Source organism: Dokdonella immobilis (genome assembly GCF_900115085.1).
GTDB lineage: Bacteria > Pseudomonadota > Gammaproteobacteria > Xanthomonadales > Rhodanobacteraceae > Dokdonella > Dokdonella immobilis.
In genome coordinates, this window is record NZ_FOVF01000048.1 from 1 (window position 1) to 18,974 (window position 18,974).

General features: G+C 65.9%; 16 protein-coding genes. 3 read left to right on the forward strand and 13 right to left on the reverse strand.

Annotated features, from left to right (window positions below; genetic code table 11):
* Positions 1 to 573: 573 nt before the first annotated feature.
* From BM125_RS18825 to BM125_RS18835, 3 genes are all read right to left on the reverse strand, one after another.
* Positions 574 to 1,890, reverse strand: a complete 1,317-nt coding sequence (locus tag BM125_RS18825; protein ID WP_092410880.1) for an amidohydrolase — start codon at positions 1,888 to 1,890, stop codon at positions 574 to 576.
* Between the two features lie 200 nt (positions 1,891 to 2,090).
* Positions 2,091 to 3,185 carry a cell division protein ZapE gene (gene zapE / locus BM125_RS18830; protein ID WP_092410882.1) on the reverse strand — a complete coding sequence of 365 codons (1,095 nt, stop codon included), beginning with the start codon at positions 3,183 to 3,185 and terminating at the stop codon, positions 2,091 to 2,093.
* Positions 3,182 to 3,868: an alpha/beta hydrolase gene (locus BM125_RS18835; protein WP_092410908.1), complete on the reverse strand. Its 687-nt coding sequence runs from the start codon at positions 3,866 to 3,868 to the stop codon at positions 3,182 to 3,184. Before BM125_RS18835 ends, zapE begins: the two co-directional genes overlap by 4 nt.
* A 44-nt stretch (positions 3,869 to 3,912) precedes the next feature.
* On the opposite strand from BM125_RS18835, the gene BM125_RS18840 reads away from it, so the two are divergent.
* Positions 3,913 to 4,506, forward strand: coding sequence for an acyl carrier protein phosphodiesterase (locus BM125_RS18840; protein WP_092410884.1), 594 nt, complete (start codon positions 3,913 to 3,915; stop codon positions 4,504 to 4,506).
* A gap of 226 nt (positions 4,507 to 4,732) precedes the next feature.
* On the opposite strand, the gene BM125_RS18845 is transcribed toward BM125_RS18840, so the two are convergent.
* From BM125_RS18845 to glnA, 4 genes are all read right to left on the reverse strand, one after another.
* On the reverse strand, positions 4,733 to 6,100 hold the full coding sequence (locus tag BM125_RS18845) for an ammonium transporter (RefSeq protein WP_092410886.1): 1,368 nt from the start codon (positions 6,098 to 6,100) through the stop codon (positions 4,733 to 4,735).
* A gap of 20 nt (positions 6,101 to 6,120) precedes the next feature.
* Complete coding sequence (locus BM125_RS18850) at positions 6,121 to 6,459, reverse strand: P-II family nitrogen regulator (protein ID WP_092410888.1); 339 nt, start codon at positions 6,457 to 6,459, stop codon at positions 6,121 to 6,123.
* 51 nt (positions 6,460 to 6,510) lie between these two features.
* Positions 6,511 to 7,254 carry a TorF family putative porin gene (locus tag BM125_RS18855; RefSeq protein ID WP_092410890.1) on the reverse strand — a complete coding sequence of 248 codons (744 nt, stop codon included), beginning with the start codon at positions 7,252 to 7,254 and terminating at the stop codon, positions 6,511 to 6,513.
* An 87-nt stretch (positions 7,255 to 7,341) separates the two neighbouring features.
* On the reverse strand, positions 7,342 to 8,751 hold the full coding sequence (gene glnA, locus BM125_RS18860) for a type I glutamate--ammonia ligase (RefSeq protein WP_092410892.1): 1,410 nt from the start codon (positions 8,749 to 8,751) through the stop codon (positions 7,342 to 7,344).
* 332 nt (positions 8,752 to 9,083) lie between these two features.
* Here glnA and BM125_RS18865 point away from each other — a divergent pair, with 332 nt between their 5' ends.
* Complete coding sequence (locus tag BM125_RS18865) at positions 9,084 to 10,196, forward strand: serine hydrolase domain-containing protein (RefSeq protein ID WP_092410894.1); 1,113 nt, start codon at positions 9,084 to 9,086, stop codon at positions 10,194 to 10,196.
* Here BM125_RS18865 and BM125_RS18870 read toward each other — a convergent pair.
* Both BM125_RS18870 and BM125_RS18875 read right to left on the reverse strand, forming a co-directional pair.
* Entirely contained in the window at positions 10,180 to 11,796 is a 1,617-nt protein-coding gene (locus tag BM125_RS18870) for a winged helix-turn-helix domain-containing protein (protein WP_092410896.1), read from the reverse strand. The two genes, BM125_RS18865 and BM125_RS18870, sit on opposite strands and share 17 nt — an antisense overlap.
* A gap of 95 nt (positions 11,797 to 11,891) precedes the next feature.
* Positions 11,892 to 12,422, reverse strand: a complete 531-nt coding sequence (locus tag BM125_RS18875; RefSeq protein WP_245778997.1) for a c-type cytochrome — start codon at positions 12,420 to 12,422, stop codon at positions 11,892 to 11,894.
* 264 nt (positions 12,423 to 12,686) lie between these two features.
* Here BM125_RS18875 and BM125_RS18880 point away from each other — a divergent pair, with 264 nt between their 5' ends.
* Positions 12,687 to 13,898, forward strand: a complete 1,212-nt coding sequence (locus BM125_RS18880; protein ID WP_139225115.1) for an alginate export family protein — start codon at positions 12,687 to 12,689, stop codon at positions 13,896 to 13,898.
* 32 nt (positions 13,899 to 13,930) lie between these two features.
* On the opposite strand, the gene BM125_RS18885 is transcribed toward BM125_RS18880, so the two are convergent.
* The 4 genes from BM125_RS18885 to BM125_RS18900 all read right to left on the reverse strand — a co-directional run bounded on the left by BM125_RS18885 (position 13,931) and on the right by BM125_RS18900 (position 18,008).
* Positions 13,931 to 15,178: an MgtC/SapB family protein gene (locus BM125_RS18885; protein WP_092410900.1), complete on the reverse strand. Its 1,248-nt coding sequence runs from the start codon at positions 15,176 to 15,178 to the stop codon at positions 13,931 to 13,933.
* A gap of 169 nt (positions 15,179 to 15,347) precedes the next feature.
* Positions 15,348 to 15,749 carry a SirB2 family protein gene (locus BM125_RS18890; RefSeq protein WP_092410902.1) on the reverse strand — a complete coding sequence of 134 codons (402 nt, stop codon included), beginning with the start codon at positions 15,747 to 15,749 and terminating at the stop codon, positions 15,348 to 15,350.
* Positions 15,750 to 15,827: 78 nt separating this feature from the next.
* The gene (locus BM125_RS18895; protein ID WP_139225116.1) at positions 15,828 to 16,559 is read right to left on the reverse strand and encodes a DUF6544 family protein; all 732 of its coding nucleotides are present in this window, start codon (positions 16,557 to 16,559) and stop codon (positions 15,828 to 15,830) included.
* A gap of 120 nt (positions 16,560 to 16,679) precedes the next feature.
* Positions 16,680 to 18,008, reverse strand: coding sequence for an NnrS family protein (locus BM125_RS18900; protein ID WP_342741305.1), 1,329 nt, complete (start codon positions 18,006 to 18,008; stop codon positions 16,680 to 16,682).
* Positions 18,009 to 18,974 lie beyond the last annotated feature (966 nt).

Consider the following 18,974-nt stretch of genomic DNA (forward strand, 5'->3'; position numbering starts at 1 on the left):
CAGCATTCGCTGCGCAAAACGGCAGTCCTGCCGTTTGGTCTCCCGCAAAGCGGGAGAAGGAAGTTCAAGAGCACAAGTGAAGCCGCATCCGCAGGCTCGCGGGAATCTGCTTCGTCTGGGCTGCGCAGGATGCGCAGTAAGTGGGGCCCCTATGCAGTGGCGCAGCGGCGGAGAAAAGGCCCGCAGGGTGGCTCGCAAGGATGCGAGCCAGTTGGCTGCCAGTCCATGGATGGACTGTCAGCCAACCCCGGAGCCGCTGCGCGAAGTCGCAGGGCAGGATGCCCGGAGACCGCTGCATCGGGGTGGCCTTCCCCTTGGTTACTTCCCCTTGGCCACGCAAAAAAAAGTGACTCGCTCGCCGAAGGCGAGTGAAAGCTCTGCTCCAAACCCAAGAATGCGCCGCGAAGCGATGCCGAACAGAGCGAAAAGCACAGTCACTGGGTCCCGGCCTACGACGGGACGATGATGTGGAATTCCGAAGCGCGCAAAAAAAGCATCGCGCCTGAAGGCGCTCCTACAGTGGGTTCGGAGTAACTCGCTCGTCGCAGGCAGGTGTCGGTGGCAAGCCCCGCGCTAGGGCGCCTGATAGCCCAGGAAATCGAGGCTGGCCTGCAACATCCCCTCCGTTGCCGTCTTCAATGCCCCCTCATCGACAAAGAACCGCGGCGAATGATTGAAGGCGACCTGGTCGGTGTCCTTGTCCGCCGGCGTGCCACCGACGAAGAAGTAGACGCTCGGTGCCGGCACGCTGTTGCCGAGTTGCGGAAAATCCTCCGAGGCGGTCCAACGCTCGGCCTCGATCACGGAATCCTTGCCGAGCACCTTCTCGAGACTGGCCCTGACCCGGGCGGTCATTGCCGGGTCGTTGAAGTTGACCGGGTTGCTCGCGGACTCGTCGGGCACCTGAAGCTCGACCGTGGCACCGTGGGCCGCGGCCACGTGTTCGGCGAGCTGGCGCAGTTCGGCCAGGGCCTGGTCGCGCATGCCGGTGTCGAATGCGCGCAGGGTGCCTTCGAGGCGGGCCGAGTCGGGCACGATGTTGAAGCGCTGGCCGCCATCGAAGATGCCGAAGGTGAGTACGACCGGATCCTTGTTGATGTCCATGCGACGGCTGACGATCGACTGCGCCGACATGACGATGTCGGCGCCGGCAACGATCGGGTCGATGCCGCGCCAGGGGCTCGCGCCATGGGTCTGGCGACCATGGACGACCATGCGCAGGGTGTCCGAGCTGGCCATGATGCCACCCGGTCGCAGGGCCACCACTCCCACGTGGTAGGCCGAGGTGACGTGCATGCCGAAGATCGCATCGGGCTTGAAGTTCTTGAATACACCCTCCTTGACCATGAGCCCGGCACCGCCCTCCTCGCCGGCCGGCGCACCTTCCTCGGCCGGCTGGAAGATCATCATCACCTCACCCGGCAGATCCTTGCGCAGGCTGGCCAGTGCACTGGCCACGCCGAGCGTGGTCGCCGTGTGCACGTCATGGCCGCAGGCATGCATGACACCAACGGTCTTGCCCTGGTACTCGCCCTTGACCTTCGAGGCGAACGGCAAGTCGACCTCCTCGGTCACCGGCAGGGCATCGATATCGGCGCGGATGGCCAGCCTCGGACCGGGCTTGCCGCCCTTGAGAATGCCGACGACGCCGGTGTGCGCGATGCCGGTCTGCACGTCGTAGCCGAGCTTCTTGAGCTCGGCGGCAATCAGCTTGGCGGTGCGGGTTTCGCGGTTGCTCAGTTCGGGGTGTTGGTGGATGTCGCGGCGCAGCGCGGTGATGTGTTCGAGGCGCGCCTCGACCAGCGCTTCGGTGGTCGGCTCTGCTGCCCAGGCCGAAGAAGGCAGCGACAGGGCCAACAGCAGTGCGGAACCCAGCAGGGTGCGATGCATTCGAGTCTCCCGAAGTGGAGTCCCAGTCAATCGCACTCGGCCGGTTGATGCAAGCAGCAGCATCGATCATCCCACTTTTGAGCGGCGAGGCAGCGGCATCCGGGATGGCGGAAAGGGGCTCCCGGCGCAGTCCGAGCCGGTCATGCCTGCCGATGCGGGGCCGAGTCCGGCGATGGATTGGGCGAGGCCAGAAGCGGGCCTTAGCCCCGGTGTTCGCGACCGAGATAATCCTCGCTCTGCATCTCGATCAGGCGTGATTCGGTGCGGGCGAACATGGCCCGGTGGCGCCGGCCATCGTAGAGATCGACGATCGGCACCGCGGCCGACAGCACGAGCTTGACGCCGTGGTCGTAGAGTTCATCGACCAGCTCGATGAAGCGCAGCGCGGCATCCTCGGTCTGCGGCGTGAATTCGGGGACCCGCGAGATCAGCAGGGTGTGGTAGGAGCGGGCCAGCTCGATGTAGTCGGCGACGCCGCGCGGTCCCTCGCAGAGGGCTTCGAAGTCGAACCAGATGACGCCGTCACCTTCGCGCCTGACCCGGATCGGCCGTTCGTTGACGCTGAGGATGAAATCCTCGCGTTCGTGCCCCATGGCAATGCGATGGAACGTGTCGAGCAGCACGCGTTCGGCCCTGGCGTCCGGCGGGGTCTGGTAGACCGGCGCCTGGGTCAGTGCGCGCAGGCGCCAGTCGGTCGGCGAGACCATCTCCTCGATTTCACAATGCGCTTCGAGCAGGGCGATCGCCGGCAGGAAGCGCTCGCGCTGCAAGCCGTCCTGATACAGATTCGCCGGTGCGGTGTTCGACGTGGTCACCAGCATGACGCCGCGTGAAAACAGCCCCTTGAGCAGGTTGCCGAGGATCATGGCGTCGCCGATGTCGAGGACGAAGAACTCGTCCAGGCAGAGCACCCGGTTTTCGGCGGCGATGCGCTCGGCAACCTTTTCCAGGGGGTCGCTATGGCCGCTCAGGCGGCGCAGTTCGGCGTGGATGCCCTGCATGAAGCGATGGAAATGCACGCGGACCTTGGCCTCGGTCGGCACCGAGTCGAAGAACAGGTCCATCAGGAAGGTCTTGCCGCGGCCTACGCTACCCCAGAGGTAGAGCCCGGCTGGTGGCGCCGGCCTGCGCCCGCGCAGGCGATCCCAGATCGATGGCGGCGCGGCGTTATCGAGCGCTTCGAACATGCGATCAAAGGCGCGAAGTGCCGCCTGCTGGGCCGGATCGGACTGCCATTGCCCCTGCGCCACGCCGTTCGCGTAGCGTGCACTGGGACGCACCGACTCCGCGGTCATGCGGAATCGCGCGCCTCGGGCAGATAGCCTCGCATTGCGTTCTTGATCGCACCACGCAGGTCCATCAGTCGGCGATGGAAGAAGTGGCTGGTTTCCGGCATGCGCACGAGTTGCGGCGCCACCGCGAGCTTCTCGACCCAGTCGAAGACCAGTTGCGGATCGACCACTTCGTCCTCTTCGCCCTGCACGACCAGCCATGGGCAGTCGGGCAACTCGATCGCGTCGAATTCCCAGCGGCCGACCGGCGGCGCCACCGTGATCAGGGCATCGGCGTCGAGCCGTTTGGCGTTTCGCAGGACCACGTAGCTGCCGAATGAGAATCCGGCCAGCCAGAGTGCGGCGCCGGGTCGTACCTTGCGCGCCCATGCGGCCACGGCGGCGAGATCCTCGCTCTCGCCGACGCCGTCATCGAAGGCACCTTGCGATTGGCCGATGCCGCGGAAATTGAAACGCAGCGTGTCCAGGCCGAGTTCGCGCAAGGCGCGCTCGATGATGGTCACGACCTTGTTGTGCATGGTGCCGCCATGCAGTGGATGCGGATGGCAGATGACCGCCATGCCGCGGCTGGCACCTTCGGCCGGCGACGAGGCCGCCTCGAGGGCGCCGGCCGGGCCGCGCAGCAGGAAACTGGCGGGCTCGGCGGGAAACATGTCGGGTTCGGTTGTTCTGAGTTCGGATTTCATGGCGCGCATGATAGCGTGAACCCCGCCATGCGCTGTCCGCGACCATGAACCACCTTGCCCACGCCCTGCTTGCGGGCCCCGATCCGGACTGCAGGCTGGGGGGAATGCTGGGGGACTTCGTCCGCGGCGCGATCGATCCCGCGCTGGCGAACGGGGTCGGCCACGGCATCGCCCTGCACCGCGCCATCGATACCTACACCGATACGCATGCCGCCATCGTCGATGCGCGGGCCCTGTTCGAGCCGCCCTATCGTCGCTATGCGGGCATCCTGATCGACATCTGGTTCGATCATCTGCTGGCCCGCGACTTCGATCGCTGGTCGGCCGTGCCGCTGCAGTCGTTCAGCGACGACCTGCTCGCCCTGCTTGATGATCGCTCGCCGGAATTGCCTCCCGCGCTGCAGCGCTTCAGCCGTTACCTGCACGCGCGGGATCTGCCTGCGGCGTACGCCGGGCGCGAGATGATCGGCGAGGTCCTGGCCGGGGTCGGCTCGCGGCTGACCCGGTCCAATCCACTGGCTCAGGGCATGGTCGAGATTTCGCGGCTGGAAGCCGAGTTGGCCCAGGTCTACGCCGTGTTTTTCCCGCAGCTGGTCGGGTTCGCCGAGCGCTGGCGCACGGTGCATGGGATTCGCTGAGACGGCTTCGAGCAACCCGGCCATGCGCGTTGCTGATGGCTTGCGTGATCGGGAAATTCGGCAGGCCGATGGGCGTGCCGGCAACAGCGCATTTCGCGCGCAACGACGTGCGCTGGCTGCGCAACAATGTTGCCGGCATCGAACGCGCTGGAAAACGCTGCGGCCGGGACTCACCAACCCCCGTCCCGGCCGCAGCACCCACCTGAGTGGTCGTTGCCGCGTCGGCCTAGGTCTCGTAAGCCGTTTCGCCGTGATAGGTGATATCGAGGCCTTCGCGTTCTTCCTCTTCGCTGACACGCAGTCCGAACAGCTTGCCGGCGATCAGGAAGGACACCAGCGAGACGAAGCCGATCCAGACGATCGTGATCAGTACGGCGATACCCTGGATGCCGACCTGGCTGATCATCGAATAATCGGCCGCGCCGTTGCCGCCGAGCGAGGGCGCGTGGAAGACGCCGGTCAGCAGCGCGCCGACGATGCCGCCGATGCCGTGCACGCCGAACACGTCGAGGCTGTCGTCGGCACCGAGCAGGCGCTTCAGGCCGGTCACGCCCCAGACGCAGATCACGCCGGCCGCGGCGCCGATCGCGATCGCACCGAACGGACCGACCAGTCCGGCCGCCGGGGTGACGCCGACCAGACCAGCGACCGCGCCAGAGGCGACGCCGAGTGCGGACGGCTTGCCCTTGGTGAAGGCCTCGACGATGGCCCAGGCGACGATCGCGGCAGCGGTGGCGAACAGCGTGTTGATGAAGGCCAGGGCAGTGCTGGCATTCGACTCGAGATTGGAACCGGCGTTGAAGCCGAACCAGCCGACCCAGAGCAGGGCCGCGCCGACGAAGGTCAGGGTCACGTTGTGCGGCTTGATCGCCTCGCGACCGAAACCGAGCCGCTTGCCCACGAGGTAGGCACCGACCAGGCCGGCGATACCGGCGTTGATGTGGACCACGGTGCCGCCAGCGAAGTCGAGCGCGCCCATGGCGAGCAGATAGCCACCGGCGCCCCAGACCATGTGCGCGACCGGGATGTAGCCAAACGTGAACCAGAGCACCGAGAACAGGATCAGCGCGGAGAACTTGATGCGCTCGGCGAACGCACCGACGATCAGCGCGCCGGTGATGCCGGCGAAGGTCGACTGGAATGCGACGAAGACATATTCGGGGAGCTTCACGTTCGGCGTGAAGGTGTCGGCCAGCGAATCGAGGGTCACCCCGGACAGGAACAGCTTGTCGAACGAACCGATGAAGGCGTTGCCGCCGACGAAGGCCGCGCTGTAGCCGTAGACGGCCCAGAGCAGGATGATCAGGGAGAAGATGACCAGCACCTGGATCAGCACCGAAAGCACGTTCTTGGCCCGCACCATGCCGCCGTAGAACAGGGCCAGGCCCGGCACGGTCATGAGCAGCACGAGCAGGGTCGAGGTGAGCATCCAGGCGACGTCGCCCTTGTCGACGGTGGGCGTCACGGCGGCGGCAGTGGCGAGGGGCTCCTGGGCAAGCGCCGGAACCAGCAGCGTGAGAAGCGTCAGTCCGAGCGCAGCCACGACCGTTTTCGGAACGCGCGCCCCACTCTTGGCAGTCGATAGATTTTTCATGATGTCCTCGCGAAGTGGGGTCAGAGGGCGTCCGCGCCGAGCTCGCCGGTGCGGATGCGGATGGCCTGTTCGATCGGCGAGACGAAGATCTTGCCGTCGCCGGTCTTGCCGGTGCCGGCGACGCCCTGGATGGCCTCGATGACGGCTTCGACGCGGTCGTCGGTGACCACGGTTTCGATCTTGACCTTGGGCAGGAAGTCGACGATGTATTCGGCGCCGCGGTAGAGCTCGGTGTGCCCCTTCTGGCGACCGAAGCCCTTGACCTCGGTCACCGTGATGCCGGATACGCCGGCGCTCGACAGCGCTTCGCGGACTTCGTCGAGCTTGAACGGTCGCACGATGGCGGTAATCAGTTTCATGGCCACTCCTTCGATTGCGGATGGCCGGCCGGCCCGCGCCGGCCGGCAGGTTCAGAAGTCCCTGGACAGGGTCAGGATGCCGGTCGCCTTGCCGACGCACTTACCGAAGGCATTCGTATAGAAATCCTTGTCGGCATTGGTGTCGACGTAGGCAAGAGTCACGCCGAAGCCGTTGCCGAGATCGCGCGTTACGCCGAGGCTCCAGTCGGTGTAGTCGAGGTCGCTGAAGTCGTCCACGCGCTGGTGGCCGACATGGGCGTCGAAGGTCCAGCGTTCGGCGAAGCCCTGGCTCAGGGCGAGATCGAGATAGCCGCTGCCGCTGGCGCCATCGATGCCGAACAGATCGGTGAAGGCATGGCTGTACTTGAGAGTGAAGATCGACCAGCCGACCGAAAAATAACCTTCGAGCGTATCGGGGTCGGTAAAGCCGGCCGGATATGAACCGGGATACCAGTAGTAGAGCACTCCGACGTCGTAGCTGACGGCCTCGCCCCAGGTTCCGCGGAATCCGGCATAGCCGTCCACTTCGAGGCTGCTCGAGACGCTGTCCTGGCCATCCGACAGCCAGCTGATGTTGCTGCCCCAGGTGCCGACATAGAAGCCGCTGGCGCTGGCGTATTCGAGTCCGCCCTGCAGGGCCGGGTCGCGATTGGTCTGGGTCAGGCCGCGGAATGCATAGTCGCTGGTCAGGGCCAGCGAACCGGTCACGGAGGAAGGTTCCTCGGCCTGTACGCAGGTCGCGTACAGGCCGGAGAAACCCAGGAGCAGATACAGGGCGGGAAAGCGCTTTTTCATGGTTGACCTCGACGGTTTGGGAAAACACGCAACGGCTCAAACGGTCGGTCGGCAACGCTTTCGGGAACTCCCCAGCCCCTTGAGCGCCTAGACCGAGTAGTACATCTGGTACTCCAGCGGGTGGGTGGCGGCGCGGAAGCGGGTGACCTCGCCCATCTTCAGATCGATGTAGCCATCGATGAAGTCATCGGAGAACACGCCTCCGGCCTTGAGGAACTCGCGATCCTTGTCGAGCGCGGCGAGGGCCTGGTCGAGGCTCGAACAGACCTGCGGAATGTTCTTTTCCTCTTCCGGCGGCAGGTCGTAGAGGTCCTTGTCCGACGGTGCGCCCGGATCGATCTTGTTGAGGATGCCGTCGATGCCCGCCATCAGCAGTGCGGAGAAGACGAGGTAACCCGAGTTCATCGGATCGGGGAAGCGCACCTCGATGCGACGCGCCTTCGGATTCGAGACGAACGGGATGCGGCAGCTGGCGGAACGATTGCGCGCCGAGTAGGCGAGCATGACCGGCGCTTCGAAACCCGGCACCAGGCGCTTGTAGCTGTTGGTCGTCGAGTTGCTGAACGCGTTGATCGCGCGCGCATGCTTGAAGATGCCGCCGATGTACCAGAGTGCGGTCTGCGAGAGGCCGCCGTAGAGGTCGCCGGTGAACAGGTTGGTGCCGCCCTTGGACAGCGACTGATGCACGTGCATACCCGACCCGTTGTCGCCGACCAGCGGCTTCGGCATGAAGGTGGCGGTCTTGCCGTTGCGGTGGGCGACGTTCTTGACCACGTACTTGAGCATCAGCAGTTCGTCGGCCTTCTTGACGAGCGAGTTGAACTGCACGCCGATCTCGCACTGGCCAGCGTTGGCGACCTCGTGGTGATGCACTTCGATGACTTGGCCGAGTTCGGCCAGCACGTTGCACATCTCTGCGCGCAGGTCCTGCAGCGAATCGACCGGCGGCACCGGGAAATAGCCGCCCTTGACGGTTGGCCGATGGCCGCTATTGCCTTCCTCGTAGCGCTTCGAGGACGACCAGGCGGCTTCCTGCGATTCGATCTCGAAGAAGCACTTGCCCATGTCGTTCTGCCAGCGCACCGAATCGAATACGAAGAACTCCGGCTCGGGACCGAAGAACGCGGTGTCGGCGATGCCGGTCGATTTCAGGTAGGCCTCGGCGCGCTTGGCCAGCGAGCGCGGATCGCGCGAATAGGCCTGCATCGTGTTCGGCTCGAGGATGTCGCAGTAGACGACCAGGGTCGGATCGGCGAGGAACGGATCGACGATGGCGGTCTCGGGGTCCGGCATCAGGACCATGTCCGACTCGTTGATGCCCTTCCAGCCCGAGATCGAGGAGCCGTCGAACATCTTGCCGTCCTCGAAGGTCGACTCGTCGATGCTCGCGGCCGGAAACGTGATGTGTTGCTGGACGCCACGCACGTCGGTGAAGCGGAAGTCGACGTAGGTGATGTTCTTTTCCTTGATCAGTTTGAGAACCTTGTCTGCAGACATGGAAAACCTCGGTTGATGGGGGTTGGTAACGCAATGTTTGCAACCGCCGTGCCAGATTTGCTGCGATGCAAAAATGCCGTTTATTCAGCCATTTATGTATTGAATACAAACAACAAGGAGCTTGCTGCGCACCACACAAGTGCGAACCATTCGGTTGTTGCACAACCGTGGTGCACCGCTTGATCCGACCGGCTAGGGGTCCGGCGACGGCTGCCCGGAGCGCTTGCCCGAGGCCGTCCCGCGGACAGCTTCAGAATTCTTCATCTGCGTTTCCGGCACTTCATTCGCCACCACGGTGCAATGGAGGCCCCATCCCGCCCAAGGAAACCGACATGCACTTCAGAATCCCCGCCCTGGCTGCCTTTCTGCTGGTTGCCCTGGCCGCGCGGGCGCAGGGCACCGCGCCGCCGCAACTCAACGATGGCTGGAAGGTCGCCGATGCCGGGCGGTCGGGCTGGACCATGTCCCGCTTTGCCGAGGCCGAGAACAAGATCGCCGATGGCACCTGGAAGGGAACCACCAGCCTGCTCGTGGTCCATCGCGGCGCCCTGGTCTACGAGAACTACTTCAACGAGGGCGGTCGCAATCATCTCAACGACACGCGCTCGTTGACCAAGACCGTGACTGCGATGCTGATCGGCGCGGCGATCGACCGCGGCCTGATTCCCAGCGTCCAGGCGCGTGTATTCCCCTGGTTCAAGGAACACCCGGCCCCGGCGAACCCCGATCCGCGCAAGCAGGCGATCACGATCGAGGACCTGCTGACCATGAGCTCGCTGCTCGAGTGCAATGACGAGAACGCGTTTTCCTCGGGCAACGAGGAACGCATGTATGTCACCGAGGACTGGATCGGCTTCGCCCTCGGCCTGCCGGTCAAGGGCTTCCCGCCATGGGAAACGAAGCCGGCCGACAGCCCGCACGGTCGCGCCTTCGCGTACTGCACGGCCGGCTCCTTCCTGCTCGGCGCACTGGTCGAGCGCGCGACCGGCAAGCACCTCGACACGTTCTCGGGGGAGGTCCTCGAAGAGCCCCTCGGGATCACGAAGTCCAAATGGAACTTTGCGCCGGATGGGACCGCCATGGGGGGCGGGGGAACGCGATTCCGCAGTCGCGATCTGGCCCGCCTGGGTGAGCTGCTGCGCAACCAGGGCAAGTGGAAAGATGCGCAGGTCCTTCCCGTGGCCTGGGTGCGGGCCATGCTGAGCGTGCGCGCGCAGGCCCGCGACGACGCCGACTATGGCTACCAGATCTGGCGCTTCCGCTTCCCGCACAAGGGCAAGGAAGAGCCGGTCTGGGCGATGTCAGGCAATGGCGGCAACTACGTCTTCATCGCGCCGCAGTTCGAACTGGTCGCCGTGATCACGAGCAGCGCCTACAACCAGCGCTTCGCCCATCCGCAATCGCAGGCCATATTCCGCGACATCGTGCTCAAGGCGATGCCCTGACCGCTGAAAGCAGATCGGGTGGAAGCCAGTCGGCGGCCAGCACGCGCTCGCGTTCGCGGGCGACCTGCTGGCCGATACGGTCGATTGCTGCAGCCATGCGCGGTTCGCCGGCCAGCTCGTGGAACAGGGGCGAGATTTGCAGGTAGGCGCGATCGGTGAATCCCGCGGCGATCGCCGCATCGAGCGCATCGAGCGCGGCCTCGCGACGACCGCGGCCAAGTTCGAGCATGCCAAGTTCGATGAACATGTCGGGCGCCCGCTCGCCGGCCGCGATGGCGGCGCGGATCCGTGTGGCCTGCGCGGCCATCCAGTCCTGGTCAGGGCCGCCGTCAACGTAAAGATGCACGAGGGTGTCCGGCCAGCTCGTGCCGGGGCGCAGCGCATGCGCTTGCGCAAAGGCTGCGTGCGCTGCATTGCGCTCGCCGCGCAACAGGGCCAGCTCGCCGCGCAGGATCTGCAGTTCCGGGTGAAGCGGTCGCTGCAAGGCCTGGTCGAGCGCAGCTTCGGCCTCGGCGAGCCGACCCTGCAGGTACAGGCAACGCGGCCAGGCCGCGTTTGAATAGACGCTGTCGGGGTAGAGCCGGAAGCTCTGCGCATAGCGTCGCTCGGCTTCGGCGACGAAGCCGAGAAGTTCAAGATTGCGCGCGACCTGGATGTCGTAGAAGCGCAAGTCACCCCGGTGGTCCGCGATCTCGACATTTGCCTGCAGCGCATCGGCCAGGCGGCCCTTGACCATGTACAGATAGGCGACCGAAGCCCGGCTGTCGAACCGGGCCACGGGCTCGAGCGCGACGGCCCGTTCGTACTCCGCGATGGCCGAGTCGATCAGGCCGCGGCAGTCGTAGGCATAGGCCAGCGCATCGTGCGCAGCGCTGTTGTCGGCATCGCGCTCGAGCACGGCACGGGCCAGCGACTCGGCGCGCTCGATCGACCCGGCACCGCGGTTGTACAGGCACATGCGCGCACTGAGTGCCCGGCTCAGTCCGAGCCGCGCATCGACGTTCTCGGGCCGAGTCGACAGCACCGTCTCGAACAACGCGATGGCGCGCTCGTTGTTGGCGTCCTGTCCAATTCTTGCGTAATAGCGGGCACGCTGGAGCTCGGTCTCGCCGGCTGGCGATGCCGCGGCGCCGGGGCGCGTAACCGGGGCGCGCACGGCGTCCCTTCGTGAACTGGCAAGAATGCCCGCAAACGCAATCACGAGTAGCCCGACGAGCGCCGGCATCCATCGCGTCCAGGCCTTCCACGAGCGACTCGAAACGACCTGCGATTCGGCTGCGACGACCCGGGGCGTGGCGCACAGTTGATAACCCTGGCCGCGCACCGAGCGGATGTAGCGCGGTCGACGACCATCATCGCCGAGAGCCTGGCGCAACAATTTGACGCGCTGGGTCACGGTCTCCTCGCCGACCACGGCCGGTGCCCAGACCGCCTCGATCAGCTCGTCGAATCCAACGACGCGATCGCCTTGCCCGAGCAGATAGGCAAGCAGGCGGAAACTCAGCCCGCCCAGCGCAAGCTGGACACCTGCCCGCTCGACCTGCTGGCGGCCGAGATCGATCTGCAGATCGTCGAGTCGAACGATGCGGTCATCGCGCATGGGCAAACCCTATCCGATCGCAGCGGCCAAGGTCACAACGGCAAACGCCGCCCGAGGGCGGCGTTTTCGATTCGACGCAACAGCGGCCTGTCGACCTACTTGACCTGGGCGATCATCCAGTCGACGGTGGCCTTGACCTGTTCGTCGGTCAGGGCCGGATTGCCGCCCTTGGCCGGCATCATGCCCTCGAGGCCGGTGTAGCCCTCGATCGCATGCTTGATCAAGGTCTCTTCGCCCTGCGCCAGCCGCGGCCCCCAGGCGGCCTTGTTGCTGAGCATCGGTGCACCACCGGCGCCGGTCTCATGACAGGCATGGCAGAGGTTGCCGAAGATGGTCTTGCCGTCGGTGGTGCCGCCGTAGGCGACCTGCGAGGCGGCCGCCGCCTTGGCCGCCGCTGCCGCCGCTTCGATCGCAGCGCGACCGGTATCACCGGCATAAACCGCGCCGATCGGTGCCAAGCGCTGCTTGGCAACTTCGGCCCGGGCCGGATTTTCCGGCGACGGATGGCCGGAATAGATGTGCGCGCCGAGGGCGATCAGCATCACGCAGACCAGCACCAGGAAAGCAATCAGCTGGACGAAGTGCTTGAGAAAGACCGCATCGGTCTGGGGTACGGGATTGGTCACGGAGCCACCTCATGCGGGCGTCCCGGGCAAGCGCCGGCACGCCGAAATAGACGCGCAAGTATAGCGATGCCGGGCAGGGCGCGGAAGCCCGGCCCGCCTGCGCAGCGGCCATGACAGCCGTCTGCACCGCGCCTGCGGCAACCGGTCGCGGCTGCGCGGCCGTTCGGGTCACGCTTGACCGGGGTCAATGCCGTGATGGCGGGCGCCATCGCAAGGTGGCTGCACGCCAGCCGAGGCTGGAGTCCAAAAGGGATCGTCGAAATCATGGGAATTCCACTGCCTGCCACCCGCTTCCTTCACCATGCGGGCCTTGTCCTCGCCATCCTGGGCGGCGCCTCGCCCGCATGGGCCGCCACCGCCGCAGAATCGAGCGGGCCCGTCGTCGAGGTTCGCGTGCGCCACGAAAGCGTCGACGACGACGCGTTCTCCCGCGATGCCGAAGCCGACACGCTGCGCCTGCGCCTCGGCTACCGCTGGCTGTTCGCGCCGGGCTGGCAGCTGTATGCGGATGGCGAGCATGTCGAATCGCTGTTCGGCGATCGCTACAACAGCACCGCCAATGGCCGCACGGCCTACCCGGTCGTGGCCGACCCGGAGGCCGACGAGATCAACCAGGCCTGGATCGGCTATCACGACGATGCCTTCAACGCCGCGCTCGGCCGCCAGCGCGTCATGCTCGACAACCAGCGATTCTTCGGCAACGTCGGCTGGCGCCAGAACGAGCAGACCTTCGACGCGTTCGCGACCGGCTATGCCTTCGAGGGCGGCGGGCCGGTGTTGCGCTATGTGTACCTGGACCGCGCCTTGCGCGTCTTCGGCCACGAGAATCCGAATCCGTCGCTGCGCGAATGGTCGCTCGACGGGCATCTGCTCCATCTCGACCAGGCCCTGCCACTGGGATCACTGGCTGCCTACGCCTACTGGGTCGAGAACAAGGACGTCGAGACCCTTTCGACGCGGACCTTCGGCGCGCGCTGGACCGGCCAGCACGCATTCGACGGCGCCACCCTGGCCTGGGCGCTGGAGTGGGCCGACCAATCCGACTACGCCAACAATCCGACCGCGCAAAGCGCGCGCTACCGGCTCGTAGAGCCCAGGGTCTCCATCAAGGGCATCACCCTCACGGCCGGCTGGGAAGTGCTCGGCGGCGACGGCCAGAGTGCCTTCAGCACGCCCTACGCCACCCTGCACGCGTTCAACGGCTGGGTCGATCGTTTCCTGACGACGCCATTGAACGGGCTCGACGACCGCTACTTCAGCGTCAGCGGCAAATTCGGCAAGGCGTCCTGGACGGCCAACTACCACGACTACCGTGCCGATCACGGCAACCAGGACTACGGCCACGAATTCGGCGTCTCGATCGGCTGTCCGTTCGGCAGCCACTTCAACGGCTTGCTCAAGCTGGCCGACTATCGCAGCGACGGATTCGCCGCGGACGTGCGCAAGCTCTGGGCCAGCATCGAATACCGCTACTGAACAGCGTCGGCCCGGAGTCGACGTTGCCGCTCTCAGAGCAACAAGAGGCCGGCGACCAGGGCCAGGTTGATGATGGCGATGCCGATGATCATCGGACGCGCATAGCCCATGCCGCCGGTGGCGAACGCGGCCACGCACTTGACCAGCGAATTGGTCGCGAACGCGGCAGCCAGGGCAATACCGGCGTCATGGGCCGGCAGCGCCAGGGCGGCGTTGAGCTGCCCGAGCGAAACGGCGGCCGCGTGCACGTCGGCCAGGCCTGCCGCCGCCGCCGCGATGATCACGCCGCCCCCGCCGAGCCAGCTGCGAAGCGCGGCCGAAAGCAGCAGGGCCACGGCAATGATCGCCCCGAACAGGAGCGCATGGCCGAGATCGAAGGGTCGCTCGGGCGTGCTGTCCTGTTCGATGCGCGGATGCCTGCCGCGCGCGCGCAGGTAGGCGAGCAAGGCCACCGCGGCCGTGGCGACTCCCGCCACGGCGAGTGCCGGCGCGACCTCGCGCAGCAGTTCGACCGACAGTGCTGCGAGGATGACGATGAGCTGGACAATCGTGGCAACGTTCGACATCAGGCCGGCGGCGATCGCGGCGTCGCGGATTTCCGGCGTCGCGCGGGCGCGCTGTCCCATCCCGCCGATCGTTGCCGCACTTGAGACGAAGCCACCGAGCAGGCCGGCCAGGAGCAGGCCGCGGCGGGCGCCGAGCAGTCGCAGGGCGACATAGCCAGCGGCATTGATCGACATGACCAGCACGACCAGCAGCCACAGCTTGCGTGGATTGAGCACGCCGAACGGATCGATGCTGCGATCCGGCAGCAGCGGCAGGATGATCAGCACCGACGCGGCCAGCAGCAGCAGGTCGCCGAGTTCGGCTTCGGTCAGCACCTGGCGGGTGAAATGATGCAGCGCCTGCTTGAACGCCAGCACGATGGCGAGGGCCACGTACAGGGCCGCGGCCAGTTGCGGCTGCTGCGTCGACAACGCGCCGAGCAGGAACACGAGATACAGGGCGACTTCCCCGGTCAGACCCGGATCGTGACCGTTCGGGCGCAGGTAGCTGGCCAGGATCAGGGCCGCCATCGCTATGCCGGAAACGACCAGAATCGCGCTGCCGAGCATGGCGCTGATGGCGCCGACCACACCAGCCAGCGCGAAGGTGCGCACGCCGGCCGCCTTGCGCTCCGGTCCGGTGCCCTTGCTGCGTTCGCGTTCGATGCCGACCAGCAGTCCGCCGCCGAGCGCCGCGAGCAGTTGGGGTACGACAGTCAGATCGAATGCAGGCATGTCGGTGCAGGTGCGGATGCTTCGTGGAGATACTCGATGATCGCCCGCGGCATTGGACTGCGGCGGCTCTTCGCGTTTGCTGGGACAGCGGATCCGGTCGCCGAGCGCGCGAAATGCCGTGGAAACGCAGGGAACCCGCAACAATTCATGGATGGTCCGTGCCAGGGCCTCAGGTCAGGAAACGGGCGAACACTCCCCAGGGATTGTGCGCCATCGCGACACTGATGATGAAGGCATAGACGAGCAGCGCGGCAACGAAGCTGGTGACCTGTGCCCGCCGGGTCCGGCCGCGCTTGAGGGCGAGCACACCGAGCACGATGTAGAGGACGAGGAAAAGCACCTTGACCGTCAGCCAGGCCTGCACGAACGGATACTGGTGCAGCAGGGTGATCAGCATCAGCGCGGCGGTCAGCAGGGTCGTGTCGATCGCGTAGGAGAGCATGCGCAAGGCGACATGATTGGTGAAGCGCGAACGCAGCAGCATGAGCACGCCGCGCAGCGTGAAAAGACTGCCGGAGAGGATCACGCACAGGATGTGGACGAACTTGATCTGCGGATAGAACTCGATCATCGGATTGATACGCGTAGTGAGCGAAGGAAATGGGCGGGCCCGGCAGGTCGGCAACCGCCGATGGGACGCTCGATCATGTCATGCCGGGAGCTGCTCGATGCGATCGATGCGCCCTTTCCAGACCGGGCACCAGGCCTCGTCCACGTACCAGCCGACCTCGGCGCGCAACGGTACGCGGATCCCGTCACGCCATGCGTAGTCGAAATAGCGGCCTTCCCAGGCCACGGCGCGATAGCGGCCGCGCTCGCGCATCCAGCGCGCCGGCGCGTAGACGTCGGTGGCCTCGCCTTCCGCATTGAAACGGAACTGCAGCGAGACGCGGGTCGCGCCGCAGGCCAGGGTCGCCAGCGCGCTGCGCTCTTCGATTGCCTGCCAGCTGACCCCGGCGGCCGGCAGCAGGGCGGCCGGCGACCATATCGCTTCGGCCAGGAAGCGCTGCAGCGAGGCCTCCGTGAGTTCGCGGCTGCCGCGATCCGCGCCGAGAACGAACAGTGAGCAAAGGCGCACTTCGCTGCCGGCCTCGTTGGCGACTAAGCGATCGCAGACGTCGAACGAGAGACCGGCACCGACAGCGACGCGGGCCAGCCACTGGAATTCAGTGCTGCGCGCGGCAATGACCTGGTCGGCCGTGAAGTCGAGCCAGCGCGTACTGCTGCATGAGCTGCGCAGTGTGCCGTGTTGGCGTATCCGTGTGACCGCGGGCAGCCGTCCGTGGGCCGGCAGCATGCGCTCGAAATAACGCCGGACGGGTTCCGGTAGCGCTGGCGGAATCGTTGCTTCGACGCGCCCCTTGGCGCGATCGGCCAGCAAGTGTCGCCAGGTTTTCCCCCGCACCTGTCGAACCCACCTCTGCCGATGCATCGCGAACGCGCCCGTCGCGAGCAACGCCAAGGCCAGGCACGAGACCCAGAACATGGCCGGCTGCGCCGCCTAGCCCGGCCGCCCGTCGATGCGTGGGGTCAGGAATATCCAGGCCGAACGCAGCACCCAGGGCAGCAACGCAACGAGCCAGGCGATCGCCGCGAACACCAGCCAGCGCGGCGATTCGGTCTTGAATTCGGCCGCAATGCGAATGCCGGCGACGCCCTGGAGCAGCAGGAAGGTCAGCCACGGAATCGCCCCCATCTCGAGCGGCCGGCCCGAATGGCCCTGGGTGACCCGGGTGACCATGGCCACCAGCATCGAACCGAAGAAGCCGACGGTCAGCGCATGCACCGGTGCGCGTCCGAGCAGGAAGCCCTGGTCCAGCCAGGCCAACAGACTCTGCAGCGCGTAGAGCATGAAGGCGACCGGCAACCAGGCAAAGGCGACATGGAGGACGAACAGCAGTCCTGGCCGCCTGCATTTCCAGGGCTGCCAGGCGATCGCGTGATAGACGAACAGCGCGGCCAACGGCAGATCGGCCAGCCACAGCCAGTCCTGGCAGTGGCTGATATCGAGGGCCAGATGCAGCACCAGCAAGCCCCAGACGACCGCCAGGCTCCAGCGCGGCCGCACCACGCGGTAACCCGTGCCGAGCGCACTGGCGCTGAAGAACGGCAGCATGCGGTGGCAGACCGTGAAGAAGATCGGCAGCAGCAGTCCGAACGTGCCGAGCTTGATCGCCACATAAGCGAGCTGCCAGGGGCCACCGAGCACGAAGGCGGCGAACGCGCCCAGGCCACAGAGGCCGACCAGCAACGCGGCATAGCAGGACAGGGCGTGCAGATCGCGCCCCTTGTGCGCGACCAGCACGCCACCGAGCGCGATCAACGCCGCGATCCAGCCCGACAGCATCAGGCCGAGACCGGCCAGCAGCAGCGGTTTCAAGTCGAGCAGGCCGATGTGGGCGAGCAGGTAGCCGCCGAATACCCCGATGAAGACCGGCACATAGTGCCTACGGCTCAGCGCCGGCTGCCCCATCCAACGCGGAAAGACGGTCAGCAGGAAGCCGAAGATGAAAGGCGGCAACATGCCGTACTGGGTGAACACGGCGTGCGCCCAACCGGCCGGCACCGGCGCCGGCGGAAAGGCAAAGCCGAAACTGCCCGAGGCCAGCACGCAAGCCCACCACAGCATCGACACGATCAGGGCAGCGGCGCCAGCGAAGAACATCAGCCGGTGCGGAGCGCTGGAAATCAACGCCGGCAGGCCAGCGAGCGCGGCCCGCAGCCTGCGGTCGTCGCACTCGGCAAACTCCATGATGAAGCGCAGGTTGACGTTTTCGGCCTGGATCGTGCGTGCGCCCGGATAGCGCTCGAGGGTGACGGAAGTGTTCATGCGCCGGTTCCTGCGTGGCGGTCGACTGGGTGGCGACGTCAGGATCCAGTAGCCGGATCCCGCCGCCTTCGCAACAGTATCGTGAACGATTCGCATCCGCGCCTTGACCAGGATCAGGCGCTGCGCATTTTCAGCTTCGATGCGACAGCCCCACGACAGTCCGGCACACCGCACCGAGCCTCGTCCCGGCACTTCGCGTCGCGAACTGCGTTTGCGGCGCCCCGGGAGGGTCTGAACAAGAAGCGCGGCCGTGATGGCATTCGGGAGGGTCGCCTCGGGTGCTGCGTAGCGAAGTGGAGCCGGCTTGTCTTGACGAGCCGCGCGGTGCCTGTGGCGGACCCTCTGGATGCCATTTTTTCAGATTGGATCAATCAGTCAGGCGAGCTTCGCTTCGGCTGGCCTTCCTTCTCCCGCCTTGCGGGAGACCAAGCGGCAGGACTGCCGTTTTGCGCAGCGAATGCTGCCCGCAGGGCGAGCGCCCTGGATGGTGCGAGTTCAGGTGCCAAAGGCGGATGAGGGGCTTCGGCTTCGGCTTCGGCTTCGGCTTCGGCTTTGGCTTTGGCTTTGGCTTTGGCCCTTGCTCTCCGCTCTGGCGCGCAGGATGCGCGCTAACCGGGTCCCGTAAGCGGTGGCGGCCGGGAGAAGGAAAGGCCCGCAGGGTGGGCGCAATGGATTGCGCCCAGTTCGCTGCCAGCACACGGAGGTGCTGTCAGCGAACCCCCGTAGCCCGGCCGCGCAGTCGCAGGGCAGGATGCCCGGAGACCACCGCTTTGGGGTGGTCTTTCTCTTGGTTACTTCTCTTTGACCAAGCAAAGAGAAGTAACTCGCTCGCCGAAGGCGAGTGAAAGCTCCGCTCCTACTCCAAGAGTACGCCGCGAAGCGATGTCGAACAGAGCGACAAGCGCAGTCACTGGATCCCTGCCTGCGCAGGGACAACGGCGTGGATGTTCGAATCGTGCGGAAAGG

Coding starts and splice junctions, on each gene's coding strand:
- BM125_RS18825 (WP_092410880.1), bottom strand. CDS start 1,890: ATGCATCGCACCCTGCTGGGTTCCGCACTGCTGTTGGCCCTGTCGCTG.
- zapE (WP_092410882.1), bottom strand. CDS start 3,185: ATGACCGCGGAGTCGGTGCGTCCCAGTGCACGCTACGCGAACGGCGTG.
- BM125_RS18835 (WP_092410908.1), bottom strand. CDS start 3,868: ATGAAATCCGAACTCAGAACAACCGAACCCGACATGTTTCCCGCCGAG.
- BM125_RS18840 (WP_092410884.1), top strand. CDS start 3,913: ATGAACCACCTTGCCCACGCCCTGCTTGCGGGCCCCGATCCGGACTGC.
- BM125_RS18845 (WP_092410886.1), bottom strand. CDS start 6,100: ATGAAAAATCTATCGACTGCCAAGAGTGGGGCGCGCGTTCCGAAAACG.
- BM125_RS18850 (WP_092410888.1), bottom strand. CDS start 6,459: ATGAAACTGATTACCGCCATCGTGCGACCGTTCAAGCTCGACGAAGTC.
- BM125_RS18855 (WP_092410890.1), bottom strand. CDS start 7,254: ATGAAAAAGCGCTTTCCCGCCCTGTATCTGCTCCTGGGTTTCTCCGGC.
- glnA (WP_092410892.1), bottom strand. CDS start 8,751: ATGTCTGCAGACAAGGTTCTCAAACTGATCAAGGAAAAGAACATCACC.
- BM125_RS18865 (WP_092410894.1), top strand. CDS start 9,084: ATGCACTTCAGAATCCCCGCCCTGGCTGCCTTTCTGCTGGTTGCCCTG.
- BM125_RS18870 (WP_092410896.1), bottom strand. CDS start 11,796: ATGCGCGATGACCGCATCGTTCGACTCGACGATCTGCAGATCGATCTC.
- BM125_RS18880 (WP_139225115.1), top strand. CDS start 12,687: ATGGGAATTCCACTGCCTGCCACCCGCTTCCTTCACCATGCGGGCCTT.
- BM125_RS18885 (WP_092410900.1), bottom strand. CDS start 15,178: ATGCCTGCATTCGATCTGACTGTCGTACCCCAACTGCTCGCGGCGCTC.
- BM125_RS18890 (WP_092410902.1), bottom strand. CDS start 15,749: ATGATCGAGTTCTATCCGCAGATCAAGTTCGTCCACATCCTGTGCGTG.
- BM125_RS18900 (WP_342741305.1), bottom strand. CDS start 18,008: ATGAACACTTCCGTCACCCTCGAGCGCTATCCGGGCGCACGCACGATC.